This is a genomic window from Thermococcus sp. ES12, assembly GCF_012027515.1.
Lineage (GTDB): Archaea > Methanobacteriota_B > Thermococci > Thermococcales > Thermococcaceae > Thermococcus > Thermococcus barossii.
In genome coordinates, this window is record NZ_SNUP01000001.1 from 24,759 (window position 1) to 45,114 (window position 20,356).

The 20,356-nt window shown below is 55.9% G+C and carries 28 protein-coding genes; 24 read left to right on the top strand and 4 right to left on the bottom strand.

What is annotated here, in order from left to right; genetic code table 11:
• Nucleotides 1-2: 2 nt before the first annotated feature.
• Nucleotides 3-1,022 (top strand): hypothetical protein, encoded by a 1,020-nt coding sequence (locus E3E37_RS00120; RefSeq protein ID WP_167714360.1) that lies wholly within the window; start codon nt 3-5, stop codon nt 1,020-1,022.
• 2 nt (nt 1,023-1,024) lie between these two features.
• Here the strand turns inward: E3E37_RS00120 and E3E37_RS00125 are convergent, their stop codons facing one another.
• The gene (locus tag E3E37_RS00125; RefSeq protein ID WP_167714361.1) at nt 1,025-2,212 is read right to left on the bottom strand and encodes an aminotransferase class V-fold PLP-dependent enzyme; all 1,188 of its coding nucleotides are present in this window, start codon (nt 2,210-2,212) and stop codon (nt 1,025-1,027) included.
• Nucleotides 2,213-2,276: 64 nt separating this feature from the next.
• Nucleotides 2,277-3,179, bottom strand: coding sequence for an asparagine synthetase A (locus E3E37_RS00130; protein WP_167714362.1), 903 nt, complete (start codon nt 3,177-3,179; stop codon nt 2,277-2,279).
• 199 nt (nt 3,180-3,378) lie between these two features.
• On the opposite strand from E3E37_RS00130, the gene E3E37_RS00135 reads away from it, so the two are divergent.
• Nucleotides 3,379-3,960 (top strand): Flp pilus assembly complex ATPase component TadA, encoded by a 582-nt coding sequence (locus E3E37_RS00135; protein ID WP_167714363.1) that lies wholly within the window; start codon nt 3,379-3,381, stop codon nt 3,958-3,960.
• On the opposite strand, the gene E3E37_RS00140 is transcribed toward E3E37_RS00135, so the two are convergent.
• Nucleotides 3,953-4,738, bottom strand: coding sequence for a hypothetical protein (locus tag E3E37_RS00140; protein ID WP_167714364.1), 786 nt, complete (start codon nt 4,736-4,738; stop codon nt 3,953-3,955). The two genes, E3E37_RS00135 and E3E37_RS00140, sit on opposite strands and share 8 nt — an antisense overlap.
• Nucleotides 4,739-4,767: 29 nt before the next feature.
• The gene (locus tag E3E37_RS00145; protein ID WP_167715182.1) at nt 4,768-5,922 is read right to left on the bottom strand and encodes an alanine--glyoxylate aminotransferase family protein; all 1,155 of its coding nucleotides are present in this window, start codon (nt 5,920-5,922) and stop codon (nt 4,768-4,770) included.
• Nucleotides 5,923-6,087: 165 nt separating this feature from the next.
• Between E3E37_RS00145 and E3E37_RS00150 the strand changes: the two genes are divergently transcribed.
• The 22 genes from E3E37_RS00150 (at nt 6,088) to E3E37_RS00255 (ending at nt 20,350) form a co-directional block, all read left to right on the top strand.
• Entirely contained in the window at nt 6,088-7,254 is a 1,167-nt protein-coding gene (locus tag E3E37_RS00150; RefSeq protein ID WP_167714365.1) for an MFS transporter, read from the top strand.
• An 81-nt stretch (nt 7,255-7,335) separates the two neighbouring features.
• Nucleotides 7,336-7,884, top strand: a complete 549-nt coding sequence (locus E3E37_RS00155; RefSeq protein ID WP_088864062.1) for a 50S ribosomal protein L16 — start codon at nt 7,336-7,338, stop codon at nt 7,882-7,884.
• A 112-nt stretch (nt 7,885-7,996) separates the two neighbouring features.
• Nucleotides 7,997-9,139: an RNA ligase gene (locus tag E3E37_RS00160; protein ID WP_167714366.1), complete on the top strand. Its 1,143-nt coding sequence runs from the start codon at nt 7,997-7,999 to the stop codon at nt 9,137-9,139.
• A gap of 39 nt (nt 9,140-9,178) precedes the next feature.
• Complete coding sequence (locus E3E37_RS00165) at nt 9,179-10,561, top strand: ATP-binding protein (RefSeq protein ID WP_371731659.1); 1,383 nt, start codon at nt 9,179-9,181, stop codon at nt 10,559-10,561.
• Nucleotides 10,562-10,574: 13 nt separating this feature from the next.
• Nucleotides 10,575-11,591, top strand: coding sequence for a hypothetical protein (locus E3E37_RS00170; protein ID WP_167714367.1), 1,017 nt, complete (start codon nt 10,575-10,577; stop codon nt 11,589-11,591).
• A gap of 284 nt (nt 11,592-11,875) precedes the next feature.
• On the top strand, nt 11,876-12,646 hold the full coding sequence (locus tag E3E37_RS00175; protein WP_167714368.1) for a putative RNA uridine N3 methyltransferase: 771 nt from the start codon (nt 11,876-11,878) through the stop codon (nt 12,644-12,646).
• A 1-nt stretch (nt 12,647) separates the two neighbouring features.
• A complete protein-coding gene (locus E3E37_RS00180; protein WP_167714369.1) occupies nt 12,648-13,691 on the top strand; it encodes a 50S ribosomal protein L3 in 1,044 nt (347 codons plus the stop codon).
• Between the two features lie 10 nt (nt 13,692-13,701).
• Complete coding sequence (rpl4p, locus tag E3E37_RS00185; RefSeq protein WP_088864070.1) at nt 13,702-14,469, top strand: 50S ribosomal protein L4; 768 nt, start codon at nt 13,702-13,704, stop codon at nt 14,467-14,469.
• A gap of 6 nt (nt 14,470-14,475) precedes the next feature.
• Nucleotides 14,476-14,736 carry a 50S ribosomal protein L23 gene (locus tag E3E37_RS00190; protein WP_167714370.1) on the top strand — a complete coding sequence of 87 codons (261 nt, stop codon included), beginning with the start codon at nt 14,476-14,478 and terminating at the stop codon, nt 14,734-14,736.
• Nucleotides 14,737-14,749: 13 nt separating this feature from the next.
• Nucleotides 14,750-15,469 carry a 50S ribosomal protein L2 gene (locus E3E37_RS00195; RefSeq protein WP_088864071.1) on the top strand — a complete coding sequence of 240 codons (720 nt, stop codon included), beginning with the start codon at nt 14,750-14,752 and terminating at the stop codon, nt 15,467-15,469.
• Between the two features lie 2 nt (nt 15,470-15,471).
• Nucleotides 15,472-15,873: a 30S ribosomal protein S19 gene (locus tag E3E37_RS00200; protein WP_088864072.1), complete on the top strand. Its 402-nt coding sequence runs from the start codon at nt 15,472-15,474 to the stop codon at nt 15,871-15,873.
• A gap of 10 nt (nt 15,874-15,883) precedes the next feature.
• Nucleotides 15,884-16,354: a 50S ribosomal protein L22 gene (rplV, locus tag E3E37_RS00205; protein ID WP_167714371.1), complete on the top strand. Its 471-nt coding sequence runs from the start codon at nt 15,884-15,886 to the stop codon at nt 16,352-16,354.
• A 5-nt stretch (nt 16,355-16,359) separates the two neighbouring features.
• Complete coding sequence (locus E3E37_RS00210) at nt 16,360-16,992, top strand: 30S ribosomal protein S3 (protein ID WP_167714372.1); 633 nt, start codon at nt 16,360-16,362, stop codon at nt 16,990-16,992.
• Nucleotides 16,979-17,179 carry a 50S ribosomal protein L29 gene (gene rpmC / locus E3E37_RS00215; RefSeq protein WP_167714373.1) on the top strand — a complete coding sequence of 67 codons (201 nt, stop codon included), beginning with the start codon at nt 16,979-16,981 and terminating at the stop codon, nt 17,177-17,179. Before E3E37_RS00210 ends, rpmC begins: the two co-directional genes overlap by 14 nt.
• Before the next feature lie 36 nt (nt 17,180-17,215).
• Entirely contained in the window at nt 17,216-17,482 is a 267-nt protein-coding gene (yciH, locus tag E3E37_RS00220) for a stress response translation initiation inhibitor YciH (RefSeq protein WP_206204009.1), read from the top strand.
• Nucleotides 17,368-17,745 (top strand): ribonuclease P protein component 1, encoded by a 378-nt coding sequence (locus E3E37_RS00225; protein ID WP_167714374.1) that lies wholly within the window; start codon nt 17,368-17,370, stop codon nt 17,743-17,745. Before yciH ends, E3E37_RS00225 begins: the two co-directional genes overlap by 115 nt.
• Entirely contained in the window at nt 17,742-18,077 is a 336-nt protein-coding gene (locus E3E37_RS00230) for a 30S ribosomal protein S17 (protein WP_088864076.1), read from the top strand. The genes E3E37_RS00225 and E3E37_RS00230 overlap by 4 nt, the downstream gene beginning before the upstream one ends.
• A 5-nt stretch (nt 18,078-18,082) precedes the next feature.
• Entirely contained in the window at nt 18,083-18,508 is a 426-nt protein-coding gene (locus tag E3E37_RS00235) for a 50S ribosomal protein L14 (RefSeq protein ID WP_055429656.1), read from the top strand.
• A gap of 10 nt (nt 18,509-18,518) precedes the next feature.
• Entirely contained in the window at nt 18,519-18,884 is a 366-nt protein-coding gene (gene rplX, locus E3E37_RS00240) for a 50S ribosomal protein L24 (protein WP_088864077.1), read from the top strand.
• Nucleotides 18,884-19,615: a 30S ribosomal protein S4e gene (locus E3E37_RS00245; protein WP_088179853.1), complete on the top strand. Its 732-nt coding sequence runs from the start codon at nt 18,884-18,886 to the stop codon at nt 19,613-19,615. The genes rplX and E3E37_RS00245 overlap by 1 nt, the downstream gene beginning before the upstream one ends.
• Nucleotides 19,616-19,626: 11 nt before the next feature.
• On the top strand, nt 19,627-20,178 hold the full coding sequence (locus tag E3E37_RS00250; RefSeq protein ID WP_167714375.1) for a 50S ribosomal protein L5: 552 nt from the start codon (nt 19,627-19,629) through the stop codon (nt 20,176-20,178).
• Nucleotide 20,179: 1 nt separating this feature from the next.
• Entirely contained in the window at nt 20,180-20,350 is a 171-nt protein-coding gene (locus E3E37_RS00255) for a 30S ribosomal protein S14 (RefSeq protein ID WP_014012546.1), read from the top strand.
• Nucleotides 20,351-20,356 lie beyond the last annotated feature (6 nt).

Here is a 20,356-nt window from a genome sequence, read left to right on the forward strand (position 1 = left end):
GGGTGATGTCCTTGACGCTTCTCGCTTTGACCGGGATGTTCATCTTCGGGAAGAAGAAAGAAGAGAGAAAGGTAGATGAAAAAACAGAGCGGCTCAGAAGTGCTGTCACAATATTAGTGATGGACAACGGAAAGGGACTGTACAGAATACTGGCGCGTGCGGACCCAGACGGAGATGAAAATCGCATAAAAAAGATACTCAAACACGATGGAGTGCTTGAAAAGCCAGACGTGATCAGAGAGGCATGGTATATGAAAAAATACGTCGAGTATGATATTCCCGTAGAGCGTGAAATTCTTGCCACCCACTATCCGATAATCCACGCGTTCTTGGCGCTTGCGCTGGCACACCACACAGGAGTGCACAACGACACTCCAGGGTGGGCTGTGGAAAAAATTATGAGCGCCCTATACGCCCAGCAAAAGGACTACGAGGCCATGAAAAGGGAGTACCAGGAAATAGCAAAAGCACTGGCATACCAGGCAATGAAGCACGGCTTAACTACGGATGAAGAAAAAACCGCAAAAGTCATGGAGGAAGCATTGCTCAAAACTTTCAAGATCGTAGACAAGCTTCTGCCGGAGATCACAGAGGAGCGGGTACGAATCGTAGGAAGGGCGCTACACAAAGATACTGACGACCCATTCGTTGTCCTCCGAAACGCAGGCATCGACATCGAGCCAGAACTTGAAGAATTCCGGCAGTTCCTGGCGGAGATCGGCGGAAAGAAGATGGAGGCTGAGCCCCCGAAAGCCGGGGCAAAAACCGGGCACGCGTTGGCTTCTCCAGACCTCTCCAAAGCCAAGCTCGAAGTCCTCTCCGTCCTCAACGGCCTTGAGTTCGCGGGCTTTTCAGAGGAGGCAAAGGCCAGGGCGGTGGAGAAACTCTCGGCAAAGATAGCCGAGCTCTCGAAGAAAGAGCTCACTCCAGACAGCCTCCAGGCCATCGGTCTCTACGCCTTCGCGCTTGAGGCAGTAAAGAGGGAAAACTTCGAAAGGCTGAGGGAGGTCGATGACCTCTGAGCTCAGCTTTGGCCGCTTCCGAGCCCCTCGAACAGCGCCTCAAGGAACATCTCGACGTCCTCTCTTCCGTTGTAGAGGTGCGGCGAGGCCCTTATCCCGTAGTGGCCGAGAACGCCGCGGTGGCTGACTGAAATCCCCTCCGCGGCGAGCTTCTGATACAGTCTTTCCTCCTCCTCGTAGCTCAGCCCTGTTTTTATTGTGACTATCGGGGAGCCTTCCGCGAGAACCTCAAGACCGGCACTCAGGGCTTCGTCCCTTATCCTGCCCGCCAGTCTGATGTTGTGGCGCTCTATCTCCTCGATGCCTATCTCGTTTATCAGCCTCAGCGACGCGAGGAAAGCCCCTGCCACGAGATAGGGCGGCCCTCCGCCGAAGTCAAGCCTCTTTGCCCCTCTGGCGGGTTTCAGCTCTCCCCAGGGGTCCTTCTCCGGCAGGCCCCACCAGCTCCCCCATTCACCCGTCGGCGGCTCGCTGTTGAGCAGCCCCGCTATCGGCTCTGCCTCCTCCAAAAGCTCATCGGAGACGTATATCAGTCCCGCCCCGGTGTCCGGGCTGAGAAGCCACTTCTCGCCACCCGCGGAGAGCGCATCGATGCCCTCCCTCTCGGGGAAGAGCCTCAGGGAACCGAGGTGCTGGACTGCGTCGACTATAAGCAGGGCCCCGTGCTCGTGGGCAACCCCAGAAAGCTCCCGCAGATCGATTCTCCCGCCGGTGACCCAGTTGACGCTGCTCAGAACCACTGCAAAGGTGCCTTCGTCTATCGCTCTCTCGATGTCCTCGATGCAGTGAACCCCGTTCCTGTTCTCTACCACCCTGAGCTCGAGGTTAAAACGTTCGGAGTAGCTCTTGAGGAGTGCCGGTATCGTTGGAAACTCGGTGTCGAGGGAGACGATGTTCTGGCCCCTCTTCGGCTCTAGAGAAAGGAGAATCCTCCTGAGGCCTTCGGTGGTCTGTATGGAGAGGCCAACGTTTTCGGGGCTGACCTTCATCAGCCTGGCGGCCTCATCCAGAAGGGGCTTCAGAACACGCTCATCCATGTAATCGACGGAGTTGACCTCGCCGTTGAACTCGATAACATCGTTGAGGAGCTTTGTCGTCTCAAGAAGGGCCGTTGAGGGCATGAGACCGAGGCTCGCGGTGTTCAGGTAGGCTTTAAACTTTTTTAAAGCGGGAAACAGGCTCCTTCTCATGAAAATCCCCGGAGAAATATATGAAGGAGGGTTTAAATGGGTTTTGAGATGAAAACCTGAAAGCTCAGATCACCGCCGGAACGCCCGGAATCCTCGGGAACGGCTGAACCTCGGCTATGTGTTTCGCCCCCACCATGTAGCGGACGAGCCTTTCAACTCCTATACCAGCTCCGGCGCTCGGCCTCAGCAGGCCGGCTTTAGCCACCTCCAGATAGGGCCTGAAGGCCTCGAGGCTTATGCCGGCTTTCCTCATCTTCCTGACGATGACCTCGTACTCCCACTCCCTCTCGCCGCCGCTCGAAACTTCACCGTAGCCCTCCGGCAGGTAGAGGTCGTAGTTCCTGAAGTGGCCGGGTCTTTCCGGGTCCTCCCTGTCGTAGAACTCCCTCTCGATGTCCGTGACCCAGAAGGGTTCTTTCATAACCCTGCTGGCCTCGTCCTCATCTCCGAACTCCGCCTTTATCTCCTCCAGCGTGAAGCGCTTGAAGGGCGGCTTAACCCTGGGCACCTCCCTTTCGAGCCCCCAGCCCCTGGCCTCCTTGAACAATCCGCTTATAAGCCCCTCTATTAGGCCCATAACGTCGTCCATGCTCGCGCCGGCCATCTCAAAGTCCAGCTGGGTGAACTCGTAGGCGTGCCTGCCGTCGTCTGCCGAGCGACCTTCGAGCCTGATGTTGGGCGAGAGGATGAAGAGCCTATCGATGCCCATCGCAACTGCCATCTGCTTGTGGAGTATCATGCTGTGGGTCAGCCTCAGTCTGGAACCGTAAACCTCGACTTCAGGCGGCTTCAGAGCCTCTTCCGCCGCTGGATCCGGCCAGAGGGGATCGGTTATGGAGCTGAGCATGACCGGAAGGAGCCACTTGAAGCCCTGGCTCACCATGTATCTTGTCATATAGTCAATAACTCTCGTCTGAACTTCCATAACTGGTTCAATTTTTCTGGTCACAATTTGGAGAGCGTTCATGTTTACCACCTAATTTTTGTCACTGACTTTCTCCTTTATGGCCTTTGTGCAAAAAATTTTGGATTTTGGGCAAAGTATGACATTTAATTCCAGTGATTTTTGGATATATGACAACATATTGAGCTTTGTTTGACGTTCATCAAAGCCCTGCGGCGATAGCGTTATAACGCCCGCTGAGAACCCTATACGGTGGTAATGTATGGGAATATACATATTCACGCCGGAAGACCTTACCAGGTACGGGGCTGCCACCCAAGAGCAGCTTGAGGTTCTCAGAGAGGCAATCCTGAACAGGAAGGACATTTTGATAGTCGGTTCCAGCCGCTCCGGAAAGACCAAGCTGGTTGAGGCGCTGATGCACTTCATACCCGGCGACTGGAAGGTGGCCGTTATAACCGCCTACGGGGAGTTCAAGCCCTTCAAGCCGAACATCGTTGTGGTGGATACCAAGTTCGACAGCCGGCCCCTGGAGAGGCGCACCTCTGAGGTCATCTCAAAAATCAAGGCACTGAACCCGGACTACGTGGTCATAGACACCCTCCACACGGTAGATGTCGCGAGGATATTCCGCGAGCTTATAGACGACTACGCATTCATAGTGACCTCCCTCGCGCTGACCGACGACATAAAGGGCGAGGTTAAGCACTGGCTCAGGATAAGCGGTGAGACCTTTGACAAGTTCGACATAGTCGTCGAGCTCAAGAGGGACTTCAGGACAGGCAGAAAGAGCATAAACCGCATCTATGAGGTAAAGAACGGGGAGCTCAGGCCCGTTATTTAGAGCGTCCTTTCAGCCACTCCTTTACCTTTCTCCAGCCGTCATGGATTTCGTTTCTGACCTTCCTCTGCGGTTCTCTTGTAAAGTAGCCCTTCCTCCAGGCTGCGAACATCACCCCGTTGAATGCCAGGGTCGCCACTATGGCCAGGAAGAGGGAGTCGAAGGTTATGCCGGCCATCGAATACTGGGTTCTTCTGAACATTCCGAGGGCAACGTAGTCGTCCGGAGTCATGTGCCTCATGGGGAGCACGACCCTCTCCGTCCCGTTCTCCGGCAGAAGGGATAGCATGTGGTTCCAGGTAACCACGTAGACCTTCACGTGCGTCCCGTTGACGGCGCAGTCGGGGACGACCGTGTTCTCCTCAATCCAGAGGCAGCTGCCGTTATCGAGGAGCTGTCCGTTGACGTTGGTGTGCCCGTAGGTCTGGAAGTAGAAGGTTCCGTTGTTCGGATTCACCTGTACTACCTCTATGTCCTGCGTCGCCCCACCGTAAACGAGACCGCGGAAGAAGCGGTAGAGCTTGTCTATGAGCGAGTTGCTGAAGTACTCGTCCTCCCAGACGATGTAATAGTAGATGACGCCGTCGTAGTCCACCATGTAGAGGATTCCAACGGGCTTATCGTCCGGGGCGGTGTAGACAACGGGGGTGTACTGGTCAACCTTGTCGCTCTCTCCGGGCAGGTAGCCCTCCATGGAGTAGCCGCTCGAAGCTAAGCCGACGAACCAGAAGATGAGGAAGTTCAGGATGAGCCATGCGGTTATCCACTTCTTCGATATCATGCCCCTCACTGGAATAAAGGGAAAGGGGCTTAGCCCTTAAGCTTTTCTATGACCTCGCGGAGGTTGGCGAGCATTTCCTCGATGTCCTCGAAGGTCATGTAGCCCATATTTCCAATGCGGAAGGTCTTCTCGGCCACGCTTCCGTAGCCCTTGGCCAGCTCGAAGCCGCGCTCGCGCATCGCGTTGTAGACGTCGACGCCCTTCATCCCCTCCGGCACCACCACTGCTGTAATGGTCGGGCTTTCGTAGCCGGGCTCGGCGAGGATTCCGAGGCCCATCTCCTTGACTCCCTCGCGTATCATTTCGCTCCTCTTCCTGTACATGTCGAGCCATTCTTTCTTTCCGCCCATCTTTTCAACAATGCGGAGCACGACGTTGAGGCCGAATATCTGCGGGAGCGGCGGAGTTGAGGGTGTCCCCTTCTTTTTCTCGTTGAACTTCTTGTAGAGTGGCAGGTCGAAGTACCAGCCGCGCTCGGGCATCTTCTCGGCTATCTCGAAAACCCTTTCGCTGACCGCTGCAACTGCCAGCCCCGGCGGGACGCCAAAGGCCTTCTGGGAGCTGGCGAATATCATGTCGAGGCCCCACTCGTCGAACTTTATGTCGGCACCGCCCATGGCTGAGACCGCGTCAACGAAGAGCAGCTTATCGTGCTCGTGGACAACCTTTGCCAGCTCGGGGAGCGGGTTGAGGACACCGGTTGAGGTCTCGTTGTAGGTTATGGTTACCGCAACGACGTCGGGGTTCTTTCTCAGAGCCTCGTCGAGCTCCTCCGGCTTGATGGCGTAACCGGGTTCCTTCCTGAGAAGGATGGCTTTCCTGCCGTTGGCCTCGACAACGTCTGCAAACCTGTTTCCAAAGGCTCCCACGGTTGTAACGAGAACCTTGCCGCCGCGCGGAACGGTGTTCCTTACAGCCGCCTCCATGAAGCCGGTTCCGGAGCTGGGGAAGAGAATTATCTCGCCCTTATCGGCTTCGAGAAATGCTTTGAGTCTGTTGAGAGTGTCAACGTGAACCTCCTTCGCCTCGGCCGAGCGGTGGCTGAACATCTGAACGCTCATTATCGCGAGAACCTCGGGGAAACATGCGACGGGGCCGGCGGTAAAGAGCTTGTACTTAGGCTTGACGAGCTCATAAACCTCCCTGTAGGCTTCTTCATACTCCATTTCGAACCTGAGTTCCATCAGCATCACCTCGGCGGGAGTTTGGAGGCTAAATATAAAAAGGGTTCGCTGGCGGCGGGCACCCATCGGTTGAAGCTCCGCTCATTTATCTCGCCGATGGCTGAAAAATCTTCGGCATGGTCAACACTTTTAAAAGCTACGCCCTAGCGCTTAGAAGGTGGTCTGATGGAACGGAGACGCCTCGCCGGAATAGTCCTCCTTATAATCTCGGCGTTCACCGGGACGATAGCCTTCCGTCTCGCTACTCCCGCGATAGCCTTCTACACGCGCGACATACTCCAAGCTTCGATGCTGTCTGTTTCAATCGTCTCGATGTCATTTGTGCTTGCGAGGGCCCTTTCCTCGGTTTTCGGAGGATTGATGCTCGAAAGGGGAAAAAAGCTCGTCTATCTCGGCGCGATGGCAATGATGGGGAACGCAATAGCCGTTCAGCTCTATCCCCTCACCTCAACGTGGGTTCAGGTCGCCGGAATAAAGCTCCTTAACGGCTTCCTCAACGGTCTGAGCTGGCCGATGGCGCAGTTCGTCATAGCCGTTGCCACGCCCAAGGAGATAAGGGCGAGGGTGACGGCGGTCTATTTCTTCTTCGGGAGCATAGCCTCCCTCCTCGGGAACTACGTCTACGCCTACACCATAGACCTGGGGCTTGGGGGCCAGATGTGGATTTCCTCGGCCTTCTTTGTCCTCACGGGCCTGATAATGGTGGCCAGCTACGTCCTCCTCTACGGGCTGATAACGCCGAGGAGAAAGAAAACTCCCGATGGAGAGAGGCCGAGCCTCGATCCGAGGAGGATTTTGATAATCGCATCGCTGATGGCGGTCATAGTGGCCTTCACCTCCGGCGAGATAACATATGTCTACGTCTCTGAGGCCCTGGGGTTGGAGAAGGCAAGGACGGCCACGCTAATCGGCTGGGCGGGGTTTCTTGCAGCCATGCTGAGCTACTTCGCATCCTGGATAGCTGACGTGAGGAGCGAGCGGCGGATGGTGTTGCTCACGTCACTCATGGCAGCGCTCTCGCCACTGCTGGCGGCGATAAAGACCGCTCCAACGGTCTTCCTCGGCATATTCCTTGCCCTCTTTGCCTTCCAGAGCTTCAGGCCGATATCTAGGAAGGTTTTGGCAAGCTACCACCGCTCCTCCCTCGCGATAGGGGGGGTAAACGCGGTTCAGAACCTCTCAACCTTCATAGGCGGCATGCTATTTGGGGTTGCATACTCCCTCGGCGAGCTTCACGGCTTGGTGACGCTCAACCTCGCCCTGCTCGTGTTCTCTCCCGTTTCCGTCGCACTTTTGTGGCAAGGAATCCGGCTTAAGAGGAGGGGTGATTAGGGCCAAGGCCCTCCAAAACTTTTATAAAAGCGAGGTCAAGCTAAGTTTAGGCTTAGCTTACGCTCATTTGGAGGTGAGATAATGGGACTGAGACCAGCCAAGATTGATAGGGACGTTGACAAGCCCGCTTACACGAGGAGGGAATACATACGCGGTGCGCCCGGTCCGAAGATAACGATATTCGACATGGGCAACCTTTCGGCCGAGTTCGAGTATGAGGTGAGCCTTCACGCCGAGCAGGCCATGCAGATAAGGCAGAACGCCCTTGAGGCCATCCGTATACAGGTTAACAGATACCTCCAGAAGAACGTCGGAAGGAGCAACTATCACTTCAAGATAAGGGTCTACCCCTTCCAGGTTCTCCGCGAGAACCCGATGGCTACCGGAAGGAAGGCCGACCGTTACGGAAACGGTATGCGCAGGCCCTTCGGAAAGCCGATTGGCCTTGCCGCCCGTGTCAAGAAGGACCAGAAGATACTCACCGTCTGGGTGAACGAGAACCACCTCAAGTTCGCCCTCGGTGCCATGCACAGGGCCAAGATGAAGTTGCCCTACTCGGCGTACTACAGGATATACGACAGGGAAGGCAACGACATCACCACCAAGGTTCTCTCGACCATGAAGCGCTAAAGCGTAGCGCTGAAGCGCTTTACCTTATCCTTTTCTCGCATCCTTCTTCGTGGTCTCAGCGTATATTCATAATAATTATTAACGATGCAGTCCAACTTAGACTGGTGGGATTATGGTAAGCTCAGGTTTCAAGGCCATGCTCCTCAAGCTCGGCGTTCCTGAGGAGCGCCTGTCGGTTCTCGAGGGCAAGGGGGGCATTGTGGAGGATGAGTTCGCCGGTGTGAGGTACGTTCGCTTCCGTGACTCCGCCAAAGGCTTCCGGCGCGGGACGGTGGTCTTTGAGAACGGCGATGTTGTTCTGGGCTTCCCTCACATAAAGCGCATCGTTCAGCTGGAGAACGGGATAAGGCGGGTCTTCAAGGGCAGGCCTTTCTACGTCGAGGAGAAGGTGGACGGCTACAACGTGCGCGTCGTGAAGGTGCGGGATAAGATTCTTGCCCTCACGAGGGGCGGCTTCGTCTGTCCGTTCACGACGGAGAGGATTCCCGACTTCGTGAACGAGGAGTTCTTCAGGGACTACCCGAACCTCGTCTTGGTAGGAGAGATGGCCGGACCGGAGAGTCCGTACATTGTCGAGGGACCCCCATACATTAAGGAGGACATCCAGTTCTTCCTCTTCGACATCCAGGAGAAGGGAACGGGGCGGAGCCTTCCAGTGGAGGAGAGGCTCAAGTTGGCGGAGGAGTACGGCATCGAGCACGTTGAGACCTTCGGCGTCTACGACCGCTCGAAAATCGACGAGCTGTACGAGCTAATCGAGAGACTCAGCCGCGAGAGGAGAGAGGGCATCGTCATGAAGACGCCGGATATGAGGAGAATCGCGAAATACGTCACCCCCTACGCCAACATCAACGACATCAGGATAGGCTCCCACATATTCTTTGACCTTCCTCATGGTTACTTCATGGGGAGGATTAAACGCCTCGCCTTTTACCTGGCCGAGAGGAAGGTGAAGGGCGAGGAGTTCGACGAGTACGCCAGGGCCCTTGGAAAGGCCCTTTTGAGGCCCTTCGTTGAGAGCATCCACGAGGTTGCCAGCGGCGGCGAGGTCGAGGAGGTCTTCACGGTGCGGGTGAAGAGCATCAGCACCGCACATAAGATGGTGACCCACTTCGAGAGGCTTGGGGTCAAGATACACATCGAGGACATCGAGGATCTGAAGAACGGCTACTGGAGGATAACCTTCAAGCGCGTCTATCCCGACGCCACGCGGGAGATGAGGGAGCTGTGGAACGGGCTGGCGTTTGTGGATTGAGGCCGAAAGGCTTAAATTATTATCCTGCGCAAGATTATCATGGTGAAGATAATGTTTGTCAATCGAAAGGGTGAGCTGGCATTCCTTGAGTCGCTCCACTCCTCCGGCAAAAAAGAGGTTCTGATTCTCTACGGGCGCAGACGGGTTGGGAAGACGGAACTCGTGAAGAGATTCATTCGGGGGAAAAACGTCCTCTATTTCCTGGCCGACAGGGACGGACTGGAGTCGAACGCGAGACGGTTTTACTCGGAGGCGGCAGGGATTCTTGGACTTCCCGGGCTGGAGGTGAGGGACTTTCGTGAGGCCTTTGAGCTGATAAAGCTTAGGGCCCCGGAAAGGTTGGTGGTCGTTATAGACGAGTTTTCCTACCTTCTGCTTGCCGATAAGAACACTCCCGCCGTTTTCCAGCACGTGATAGACGAAATCCTCGACGACCGCTTCTTCCTGATCCTGAGCGGCTCGATAATCGGCCTCATGGAGGGGCTCATGGACTACGGCAACCCCCTCTACGGAAGGAGGACGGCACAGCTAAAGCTTAAACCTTTGAACTTCTTCCACGTTCGAGAGTACTTCAAAAACGCGCCCATCGAAACCGTCGTGAGGATATACTCGGTCACCGGTGGCGTGCCCATGTACTTCAGGCTCTTTGAGGGGAAGAACTTCGAGGAGGAACTCCGGAAGGTGGCGTTCTCGCCGACCTCGATACTCTACGAGGAGCCCGAGTTCATTTTGAGGGAGGAACTCGGCGACGTCCACCGCTACTACCTCATTCTCGAAGCGATTGCTCTCGGAAAGCACAGGGTCAGCGAGATTGCGAACTTCGCGGGAATCGAGGCGAAGGACATGCCGAAGTACCTCAGAACCCTAACCTCTCTCGAACTCGTGAGGCGCGAGGTTCCCGTCACGGAATCCGAGAGGAGCAGGAAGGCGCGCTATTACATTAACGACCGCTTTTTTGAATTCTGGTTCCGCTTCGTGAAGCCCAACAGGGGGCGGATAGAGATTGGGACGTTTGAGATGGACTGGGGGGCTTTCAACACCTACGTGGGGAGGGCCTTTGAGGAGGTCTCCAAGCAGTTCCTCATACAGCTGAACAAGTCCGGAAACCTGCCCTTCCGCTTCACCAAAATAGGCCGCTGGTGGCGTAAGAACGAGGAGATTGACCTGCTCGCCATGAACGAGAGGGAGAAAAGAGCCCTCTTCGTAGAGGTGAAGTGGAAAAGCCTGGGGAAGAGGGAAGCGCGGGGTATTTTGAAGGACCTTGAAAGAAAGGCTGAGCTGGTGGGTCTTGATGACTGGGAGAAGAGCTACGGGCTGGTGGCGAAGGCGGTTGAGGGAAAGGAGAAACTCAGGGAAAACGGTTACCTCGCCTGGGACTTAAGGGACTTCGAAAGGCTTATCTCTTCCAGAGGTGAGGATTGAGGGGTGGTGGGTTATGCTGCTGACAGTTCATCAGCTCCCCTTTGATGTGGTGCACCTGCAGGCGCTCCTGTTTTCGATAATGCCGGTGCTGTGGATCGCGCATGAGAAAAAGATAAAAAAGAATCCGAAAATCGTACACACATACCTAGCTACAACGATAGACATCCACCTCGGAAAGCAAGGGATCCCTCTGGAACTGCAAGGACTCATAAGTGACCGGTACAAAGGAGAGCCTATATACGTGGTTGCAAAAAACGACGTGGAACTGGCAAAAATTCTGATGTTTTTAGACATCGTAACCTCAATAGCGAGGAAAAAATTTGGCAGCACTGCAAAAGTCGAAAGTGCGATCCCCGTCGACATGCGATTGTTAAGCATGAAAGAAGACCTAGATCTTAAATTCGACAAAAAATACCGGGAAAAGAAACTGAGGAAGCGAGGAAAAAAGCCCCTTACACTCGACGACATCATAAACTCCGAGGATATTTTGAACTCTATCGCGGCAAAGATTGCCATATCATCTGGGACAAACGTTACCAGAGAGGATGTAAAGAAAATGATAAAGGAGTACATCCCATACATTAAAAGGATCGCCGACGCGTACCCTGAAGATCCATCGTTCTATGACAAGATCATGCAAATCCCAGACCTGCCAGATTTAGAAAGAGACATCAAACCGCTGAATCCCGAAATATACAACGCAGTGGAAGCGTTGGCTGAAAAGCTGAAAGAGGATCTCAAAGCACCAGAACCCGTGCAGGAGAAAATCCGCTCACAGACAAAAACCTCGCCGATTGATCTCTCCAAAGCCAAGCTCGAAGTTCTCTCCATCCTCAATGGCCTTGAGTTTGCGGGCTTTTCCGATGATGCCAAGACCAAGGCCATCGAAAAGCTCTCGGCGAAGATAGCCGAGCTCTCCTCCGGCGGGCTGACCCAGGGGAGGGTCTTTGAGATGGGCCTATACGCCTTCGCCCTTGAAATGATAAGGGCCGGCAAGTTCGAGAGGCTGAGGGAGGTGGAGCGGCTCTAACTTGCACCCCTACAAGTAGCTTGCGGGGGTGCAAGTTGATTTTACACGTTTTTGCCTATATTATAAGCTTGAAACATCTTCCTGGCAGGGGAGCTGTTGGGACAACGGTTGCTTCTGTAAATTCCGCCAAAAGCCTGTGGCTCTTCGCAACGTGAAGTCTGCTTTGCAAAAAAGTTTCACACCATCAACACCAAAAAAGGGTGGAAGGGTTCGAAAGCCTTTTAAATAGTCTCCATAGACCCCACTTCAGCGTTGAAGTTAGCACAGCGAAGGATGACGGAAAAATGGCCTGGCACGTCTTCATTCCCGATTCGCTCCTCGAGGAAACCGACGACCCAAAAATCAGGACGTACAAGGTTGGACAGATAGCCAGGAGCTGCGCGATATTCGGCGTCGAGCACATCTGGATATACAGGGCGGGCGGCAGGGACGGAAGGTTCATCAAAACGATCTTGGAGTACGCGGAAACGCCCCAGTACCTCAGGAAGAGGCTGTTTCCGCTGATGCCCGAGCTCAGGTACGTCGGCGTTATCCCGCCACTAAGGACACCCCACCACAAGCTCAAGGGCAAGCCTAGGGTTGGGGAAATCCGCGAGGGCTTTGCCTTCCGGAAAGGCAAACGGGTTTACGCTGACATAGGTCTCGACGAGCTCGCCTTGGTGGAGGGGGACGTTGAGGGACGCGCGACCTTCAGGATCGTCTCGGTAAGGCCGCTCAGAGTGATACCAGCGAAGCCAGAGGAGTACTGGGGATACAGGGTGCATCTCACGAGGAAGTCGCTGGCAAAAACACTTAAAAAGGCCAGGCTGGATTTGAGCATCGCGACCTCAAGGAGGGGTCGTGACGTTCGAGAGGTGAAGCTTCCCCCGCTTGAGGGGGAGGTCGGATTCGTCTTCGGCTCACCGAGGAAGGGCGTGATGGAGCTCCTCGGCGAGGAGGAATATGACTTTGATCTAATCCTCAACACCGTTCCAAATCAGCGGACAGCTACCGTCCGCACCGAGGAGGCGCTCCTCGCTACACTCGCGGTGTTTAATCTCATAAGGAGGGATTGAGATGGGAAAAATACACAGGCCAAGGAGAGGTTCACTGGCTTACTCCCCAAGAAAGAGGGCCAAGAGCATAGTCCCGAGAATCAGAAAGTGGCCGCAGGACAGTGAGGTCAGGATGCTCGGTTTCGCCGGCTACAAGGCTGGCATGACCCACATCCTCATGATAGACGACAGGCCAGGGCTCACCAAGGGCAAGGAGATATTCATGCCGGTCACGGTAGTCGAGGTCCCGCCGCTCTTCGTCTACGGCATCAGGGCCTACAGGCAGGGCTACCTAGGGCTTGAAACGGCCACCGAGGTCTGGTTCCACGAACTCAACGATTACGTTAGGAGGCGCATAAAGACCCTGCCGAAGGAGTACGGCGAAGAGGCCTTCAAGGCCAAGCTCGGCCAGCTTGAGGACCTCGTCAACGATGGCGAGATAGTTGACGTTAGGCTTCTCGTTCACACACAGCCGTGGCTCATCAAGCTCAAGAAGAAGCCCGAGGTCATGGAGTACGCCATCGGTGGCGACGACGTCAGGGCCAAGTTCGAGTACGCCAAGGAGAAGATCGGCAAGGAGCTCCGCGCGAGCGAGGTTCTCCACGAGGGCGAGCTACTCGACGTCATAGCGGTCACCAAGGGTAAGGGAACCCAGGGCCCTGTCAAGCGCTGGGGTGTCAAGATACAGTTCCACAAGGCCCAGAGGGCCGGTAAGGGCAGGCACATCGGTAACCTCGGTCCGTGGCACCCGACCAGGGTCATGTGGACCGTCCCGCAGGCGGGCCAGATGGGCTTCCACCACAGGACCGAGTTCAACAAGAGGCTCATAGCCATAGGCGAGAACGGCAAGCTTAAGCTCGACGAGAAGAACGAGATTGAGATCACCCCGAAGGGAGGCTTCCCGCACTACGGAATAATAAGGAGCGACTTCCTCATGATACAGGGCACCGTTCCGGGAGCCTTCAAGAGGATCATCAGGGTCAGGCCTGCTATAAGGCCGCCGAAGAAGAAGCCGCCGGTTGAGAGGCCGCAGATAACCTACGTCAGTAGGGAATCCAAGCAGTGAGGTGAGATAGATGAAGGTTAAGGTTTTCAATCTCGAAGGCGAGCCGGTGGAGGAGATAGAGCTTCCGAAGGTCTTTGCCACTCCTTTCAGACCGGACCTCATCAGGCGTGCCGTCATCGCCTCATGGACCCACAGGATACAGCCGCAGGGCAGGGATCCGATGGCCGGCAAGAGGCGCGTCACCGAGAACATAGGCAAGGGCCACGGAATGGCCAGGGTTGAGAGGATAAAGACCTCCCCGAGGTTTGCCGCCTTCGTACCCTTCGCGAGGGGTGGAAGGAGAACCCACCCGCCCAAGGTCGAGAAGATCATCTGGGAGGACATCAATAAGAAGGAGCGCAGGCTTGCCATAATGAGCGCGATAGCAGCTACGGCCAACTACGACCTCGTCAGGGCCAGGGGCCACATCGTTGACAACGTCCCGCAGGTTCCGATAGTGGTCACCGACGACCTCGAAAAGGTCTTCAAGACCGCCCAGACCAGGGAGATATTCAAGAAGCTCGGCGTCTGGGACGACATCGAGAGGGCCAAGAAGAACACCAAGATAAGGGCCGGGAAGGGCAAGATGCGCGGAAGGCGCTACAAGAAGGCCAAGGGCCCGCTCATCGTCGTTGCCAAGAACGAGGGCATCGTCCAGGGCGCGAGGAACCACCCGGGCGTTGACGTGGTCACCGTTGAGAACCTCAGTGCCGAGCTTCTCGCCCCGGGAACCCACCCCGGAAGGCTCACCATATGGACGAAGGGAGCCATAGAGAGGCTTAGGGAGATTTACGGGTGATGAGAGATGGATCCGTACAAGGTCATCATCAAGCCGGTCGTCACGGAAAAGGCCGTGGCGATGATAGAGAACGAGAACAAGCTCACCTTCATAGTTGACAGAAGAGCCACCAAGCAGGACATCAAGAGGGCCGTGGAAGCGATGTTCGAGGTCAAGGTCGAGAAGGTCAACACCCTCATAACCATGAGGGGAGAAAAGAAGGCCTACGTGAAGCTCAAGCCTGAGTACAGCGCAAGTGAGGTTGCCGCAAGGATAGGATTGTTCTGACGGGGTGAGTGAGATGGGAAAGAGTTTGATCCAGCAGAGGAGAGGTAAGGGAACCACGACCTTTAGGGCCCCCTCCCACCGCTATAGGGGTGCCGTCAGGTACGTTCCGCTCAACATTACCAAGGAGAAGACTATAGTCGGCAAGGTCGTCGAGATACTCCATGACCCGGGCAGGACCGCTCCGGTCGCCCGCGTCAAGTTCGAGAACGGAATGGAGAAGCTCATCATCGCCCCCGAGGGACTCCTCGTAGGCGAGGAGATAGCAATAGGCCCAAACGCCCCGATCAAGATAGGCAACACCCTTCCGCTCGCGATGATACCGGAGGGAAGCTACGTCTACGACATCGAGGGCGTTCCGGGCGACGGCGGCAAGTACGTTAGGGCAGGAGGTGCCTACGCCCTCGTCGTCAGCAGGGAGAAGGACAAGGTCATCGTCCAGCTTCCGAGCGGTGAGCTCAAGCAGTTCAAGCCCGAGTGCAGGGCCACCATAGGTGTCGTTGCCGGCGGTGGAAGGCTTGAGAAGCCCATCGTCAAGGCGGGCAAGGCCTACTACATCGCCAAGGCCAGGAACAGGTTCTGGCCGAAGCCGAGGGGTGTCAAGATGAACGCGGTGAACCACCCGCACGGTGGTAAGGAGCACCACATAGGAAGGCCGAGCACCGTTTCGAGGCGCGCCCCGCCCGGAAGGAAGGTCGGTCACATAGCCGCGAGAAGAACGGGTAGGAGGAAGTGAAGATGGCGAGAAAGAAGGAGTTTAAGTACAGGGGTTACAGCTTCGAGGAACTGCTCAACATGTCACTTGAGGACTTCGCCAAGCTCCTTCCGAGCAGACAGAGGAGGAGCCTCAGGAGAGGTCTCAGCCCGGAGCAGAAGAAGCTCCTCAGGAAGATCAGGCTTGCCAAAAAGGGCAAGTACAAGAAGCCCATAAGGACCCACAGCAGGGACATGGTCATCCTTCCCGAGATGGTTGGCATGACCATCCACGTCTACAACGGAAAGGAGTTCGTCCCGATAGAGATCAAGGAGGAGATGATAGGCCACTATCTCGGCGAGTTCGCCCTCACGAGGAAGATCGTCCAGCACGGCTCGCCTGGTGTCGGTGCGACCAGGTCATCGATGTTCGTGGCCATCAAGTGAGGTGGTATAGATGAGCAGGGGCAGGTTTTCCTACTCATTCCAAAATTTTGACCCGGACAGGATGGCTCGCGCCAGCGGAAGGGACCTCAGGATATCCTCCAAGCACAGCGTTGAGATCCTCAGGGAGATAAAGGGCATGATGCTCAACGACGCGCTTCGCTATCTCGACGACGTCATCGCCCTCAAGAGGCCGGTTCCGATGAAGCGCTTCAACGACAGCCAGGGTCACAAACCCGGAAAGGGCTTTGGTCCGGGCCGCTACCCGGTCAAGGTCGCCAAGGCCGTTAAGAAGGTCCTCCTCAACGCCAGGAACAACGCCGAGCAGAAGGGTCTCGACCCGGACAGGCTCAGGATAATCCACGCCGCAGCACACCGGGGGCCAGTGCTCCGCGGTTACATACCGAGGGCCTTTGGAAGGGCCACACCGTTCAACGAGCAGACCACCCACATCGAGATAGTCGTTGAGGAAGTTAGGAGGTGAGACTTTTGGCGATCGAGAGATACTTCATCAAGGAAGGCGTTAAGGAGATGCTCATCGACGAGTACCTTGAGAAGGAGCTCCGCAGGGCGGGCTACGGTGGAATAGACATCAAGAAGACCCCTCTTGGGACCAAGGTCGTCATCTTTGCCGCCAACCCCGGCTACGTCATAGGAAGGGGTGGAAGGCGCATCAGGGAGCTCACCAGAACCCTTGAGAGGCAGTTCGGCCTTGAGAACCCGCAGATCGAGGTCGAGGAGATCAAGAACCCCTACCTCAACGCCAAGGTTCAGGCCGTAAGGCTCGCCCAGGCCCTTGAGAGGGGAATCCACTTCAGGCGCGCGGCATACTCGGCCATAAGGGCCATCATGAGGAACGGCGCCAGGGGCGTTGAGATTCGCCTGAGCGGAAAGCTCACCGGTGAGAGGGCAAAGAGCGTCCGCTTCTACCAGGGCTACCTCGCCAAGGTTGGCAACCCGGCCGAGACCCTCGTCAGCAAGGGCTACGCCCAGGCCAAGCTCAAGCTCGGTGTCATCGGCGTCAAGGTCTCCATCATGCCGCCCGACGCCAAGCTCCCGGACGAGATTGAGGTTATAGAGAAGCCCGTCGAGGAAGAGGTGAGCACCAATGAAGCCGAGTGAGATTAGGGAGATGAGCATCGAGGAGATCGAGAAGAAGCTCAGGGAGCTCCGCCTTGAGCTCGCCAAGGAGAGGGGTGTGCTCACCATGGGGGCCTCTCTTGAGAACCCCATGGTCATCCGGAACCTCAGGCGCGACATCGCGCGCCTGCTGACCATAAAGAAGGAGAAGCTTAGGGAGAAAAGGTGATGGTTAGTGCCTAGGATTGTTAACCCTCTGGATGAGATGCTCTTTAAGGAAGTGCTGAAGGAGCAGCAGAGAATTAGAGTCTACATCGAGAAGGCCCGCTACGGAAAGCTTAAAACCATAATTGAGGGCATAGACGAAAAGGAGTTCGACCTCGAAGATATAGCCAAAAAGCTGAAGGCGAAGCTGGCATGCGGCGGAACGGTAAAGAAGGGAAGGATAGAGCTCCAGGGCGACCACAGAGAAAGGGTCAAGAAATTGCTCGGAGACCTTGGATTTTCAGAGGACTTGATAGAAATCGAGTGACGGCAAAGAACATCATCTGGAGCGAGCTCATAGGGCTGAAAGCAAAAATTATAAGGGCATCTCATCCAGAGCTGGTTGGCATCGAGGGCTACGTCCTTGACGAGACGAGGAACACCCTCACCATCGGCGGTGAGAGGGTCTGGGTTATCCCGAAGGACGTGGTGGAGCTCGAGTTTGAGGTTGGCGATAAGAGAATCCGAATCAACGGAAAAGAGCTGATTGGAAGACCCGAGATGAGATTGAAGAAGAGGTGGCGAAAATGAGAGAGATTGGATTGAAGGTTCAGCCTCCCGCTGAGAAGTGCGACGACCCGCACTGCCCCTGGCACGGGCACCTCAAGATACACGGCAGGTACTTCGAGGGTATAGTCGTTAGCGACAAGGGTAAGAAGACCGTCGTCGTCGAGAGGCAGCACTACCACTACCTCAAGAAGTACGAGAGGTATGAGCTCAGGAGGAGCAAGGTTCACGCTCACAACCCGGAGTGCATAGACGCCAAGGTCGGTGACAGGGTTCTCATAGCCGAGACCAGGCCGATAAGCAAGACCAAGAGCTGGGTTGTCGTTGCAGTTACCAAGAGGGCTGGCGAGAGGTGATCTGAATGGCGAAGAAGGGTGCAGGTGCTACGAGAGGAATTAGCCCTGTCAGACCGACCCGCGCTCTCCCAATAGGCGCTTACCTCAAGGTTGCCGATAACAGCGGCGCCAAGGTCATCCAGATAATCGGCGTCGTCGGCTACAAGGGAACCAGGAGGAGGCTCGCCTCCGCTGGCGTTGGTGACATGGTCATCGCCGCCGTCAAGAAGGGAAGGCCGGACATCAGGCACCAGGTCGTCAGGGCCGTTGTCGTCAGGCAGAGGAAGGAATACAGGCGCCTTGACGGTATGCGCGTCAAGTTCGAGGACAACGCGGCAGCGATAGTCACTCCGGAAGGCGTTCCGAGGGGAACCGAGATCAGGGGTGCCATAGCAAGGGAGGCCGCCGAGCGCTGGGTCAGGCTCGGAAGCATAGCGAGCATAGTGTTGTGAGGTGAGAATGATGAAGTTGAAGACGAGACAGCCCAAGAAGCAGAGGAGATTCCTCTACAACGCTCCCCTTCACCTTAGGAGCAAGATAATGGCCGCTACTCTGAGCCCGGAGCTCAGGAGCAAGTACGGCGTGAGGAGCCTTCCGATAAGGGAGGGCGACAAGGTTCGCGTTATGCGCGGCGACTTCAAGGGCAAGGAAGGTAAGGTCGTCGAGGTTGACCTCAAGAGGTACAGGATACACGTCGAGGGAGTCACCCAGAAGAAGGTCGACGGCACCGAGGTCTTCTACCCGGTTCATCCGTCGAACGTCATGATAATAGACCTCAACCTTGAGGACGAGAAGAGGGAGAAGATAATTAATAGGAGGGCTGGTTGATGGCGAGGAAAGGAGCCAAGAGGCACCTTAAGAGGCTTGCCGCTCCGAATCAGTGGTACATCTCAAGGAAGACCTACAAGTGGGCGGTCAGACCGAGGCCGGGTCCGCACAGCATGAGGACCTCAATTCCGCTGCTCTACATAGTCAGGGACTACCTCGGCTACGCCAAGACCGCCCGCGAGGCGAGAAAGATACTCAACGAGGGCAAGGTCCTCGTTGATGGGCGCGTTAGGAAGGACTACAAGTTCCCGGTCGGAATCATGGACGTCGTTTCAATCCCCGAGACCGGCGAGCACTACAGGGTTCTTCCGAACAGGATTGGCAAGCTCATACTCCACCCGATAAGCGAGAAGGAAGCCAACATCAAGCCGCTCAGGATAAGCAACAAGCGCATGGTCAAGGGAGCCAAGGTTCAGCTCAACCTCCACGACGGAAGCAACCACCTGGTCACCATGGACGAGAAGGACAAATACAGGACTGCCTACACCGTCCTGATGAAGGTTCCTGACAGGGAGGTCATCGAGGTCATCCCGTTCGAGGTTGGAGCCTACGTCTTCGTTACCCAGGGTAAGAACGTCGCCAGGAAGGGTAAGGTCGTCGAGGTCAGGCAGTTCCCGATGGGATGGCCGGACGTCGTCACCATCGAGGACGAGAACGGCGAGCTCTTCGACACCCTGAAGGAATACGCCTTCGTCGTTGGTAAGGAGAAGCCGGAGATTTCCCTTCCGTGAGGTGAGATGAGATGCAGATCAACAGAGAGGCAATCCTTGCAGACTGGGAAGCTCACCCGATGAGGAAGCCCAGGATTGCGAAGGTCACGATAAACATTGGAGTTGGCGAGAGCGGTGAGAGGCTCACCAAGGCAGAGAAGATGCTTGAGGGGCTTGTTGGCCAGAAGCCGATAAGGAGGCGCGCAAAGCAGACCAACAAGGACTTCGGAATCAGGCGCGGCGAGCCGATAGCGGTCAAGGTTACCCTCCGCGGCGAGAAGGCGGAGGAGATGCTCAGGAGACTCCTGGCTGCGGTTGACAACAGGCTCAAGGCGAGCAACTTCGACGAGCACGGCAACTTCTGCTTCGGTATCGATGAGCACATCAACATCCCCGGCGTCGAGTACGACCCTGAGATAGGCATCTTCGGTATGGACGTCTGCGTCACCCTTGAGAGGCCCGGATTCCGCGTGGCCAAGAGGAAGAGGCAGAGGAAGAAGATACCGAACAGGCACAAGCTGACCAAGGAGGAAGGTATCGTCTTCGCTATGGAGGAGTTTAAGGTTACCGTGGAGGGATTGTGAGATGGCGAAGGCTGACTACAACAAAAGGAAGCCCAGGAAGTTTGGGAAGGGTGCGAGAAGGTGCATGCGCTGCGGCCAGTACGGCCCCATCATCAGGATACACGGCCTTATGCTCTGCAGGCACTGCTTTAGAGAGATAGCCCCCAAGCTGGGCTTTAAGAAGTACGAGTGAGGTGAG

Bases quoted from the DNA above. Each gene is read 5' to 3' on its own strand.
- E3E37_RS00125 (WP_167714361.1), bottom strand. From the start codon at position 2,212: ATGAGAAGGAGCCTGTTTCCCGCTTTAAAAAAGTTTAAAGCCTACCTG.
- E3E37_RS00130 (WP_167714362.1), bottom strand. From the start codon at position 3,179: ATGAACGCTCTCCAAATTGTGACCAGAAAAATTGAACCAGTTATGGAA.
- E3E37_RS00135 (WP_167714363.1), top strand. From the start codon at position 3,379: ATGGGAATATACATATTCACGCCGGAAGACCTTACCAGGTACGGGGCT.
- E3E37_RS00140 (WP_167714364.1), bottom strand. From the start codon at position 4,738: ATGATATCGAAGAAGTGGATAACCGCATGGCTCATCCTGAACTTCCTC.
- E3E37_RS00145 (WP_167715182.1), bottom strand. From the start codon at position 5,922: ATGGAACTCAGGTTCGAAATGGAGTATGAAGAAGCCTACAGGGAGGTT.
- E3E37_RS00150 (WP_167714365.1), top strand. From the start codon at position 6,088: ATGGAACGGAGACGCCTCGCCGGAATAGTCCTCCTTATAATCTCGGCG.
- E3E37_RS00155 (WP_088864062.1), top strand. From the start codon at position 7,336: ATGGGACTGAGACCAGCCAAGATTGATAGGGACGTTGACAAGCCCGCT.
- E3E37_RS00160 (WP_167714366.1), top strand. From the start codon at position 7,997: ATGGTAAGCTCAGGTTTCAAGGCCATGCTCCTCAAGCTCGGCGTTCCT.
- E3E37_RS00165 (WP_371731659.1), top strand. From the start codon at position 9,179: ATGGTGAAGATAATGTTTGTCAATCGAAAGGGTGAGCTGGCATTCCTT.
- E3E37_RS00170 (WP_167714367.1), top strand. From the start codon at position 10,575: ATGCTGCTGACAGTTCATCAGCTCCCCTTTGATGTGGTGCACCTGCAG.
- E3E37_RS00175 (WP_167714368.1), top strand. From the start codon at position 11,876: ATGGCCTGGCACGTCTTCATTCCCGATTCGCTCCTCGAGGAAACCGAC.
- E3E37_RS00180 (WP_167714369.1), top strand. From the start codon at position 12,648: ATGGGAAAAATACACAGGCCAAGGAGAGGTTCACTGGCTTACTCCCCA.
- rpl4p (WP_088864070.1), top strand. From the start codon at position 13,702: ATGAAGGTTAAGGTTTTCAATCTCGAAGGCGAGCCGGTGGAGGAGATA.
- E3E37_RS00190 (WP_167714370.1), top strand. From the start codon at position 14,476: ATGGATCCGTACAAGGTCATCATCAAGCCGGTCGTCACGGAAAAGGCC.
- E3E37_RS00195 (WP_088864071.1), top strand. From the start codon at position 14,750: ATGGGAAAGAGTTTGATCCAGCAGAGGAGAGGTAAGGGAACCACGACC.
- E3E37_RS00200 (WP_088864072.1), top strand. From the start codon at position 15,472: ATGGCGAGAAAGAAGGAGTTTAAGTACAGGGGTTACAGCTTCGAGGAA.
- rplV (WP_167714371.1), top strand. From the start codon at position 15,884: ATGAGCAGGGGCAGGTTTTCCTACTCATTCCAAAATTTTGACCCGGAC.
- rpmC (WP_167714373.1), top strand. From the start codon at position 16,979: ATGAAGCCGAGTGAGATTAGGGAGATGAGCATCGAGGAGATCGAGAAG.
- yciH (WP_206204009.1), top strand. From the start codon at position 17,216: ATGCTCTTTAAGGAAGTGCTGAAGGAGCAGCAGAGAATTAGAGTCTAC.
- E3E37_RS00225 (WP_167714374.1), top strand. From the start codon at position 17,368: ATGCGGCGGAACGGTAAAGAAGGGAAGGATAGAGCTCCAGGGCGACCA.
- E3E37_RS00230 (WP_088864076.1), top strand. From the start codon at position 17,742: ATGAGAGAGATTGGATTGAAGGTTCAGCCTCCCGCTGAGAAGTGCGAC.
- E3E37_RS00235 (WP_055429656.1), top strand. From the start codon at position 18,083: ATGGCGAAGAAGGGTGCAGGTGCTACGAGAGGAATTAGCCCTGTCAGA.
- rplX (WP_088864077.1), top strand. From the start codon at position 18,519: ATGAAGTTGAAGACGAGACAGCCCAAGAAGCAGAGGAGATTCCTCTAC.
- E3E37_RS00245 (WP_088179853.1), top strand. From the start codon at position 18,884: ATGGCGAGGAAAGGAGCCAAGAGGCACCTTAAGAGGCTTGCCGCTCCG.
- E3E37_RS00250 (WP_167714375.1), top strand. From the start codon at position 19,627: ATGCAGATCAACAGAGAGGCAATCCTTGCAGACTGGGAAGCTCACCCG.
- E3E37_RS00255 (WP_014012546.1), top strand. From the start codon at position 20,180: ATGGCGAAGGCTGACTACAACAAAAGGAAGCCCAGGAAGTTTGGGAAG.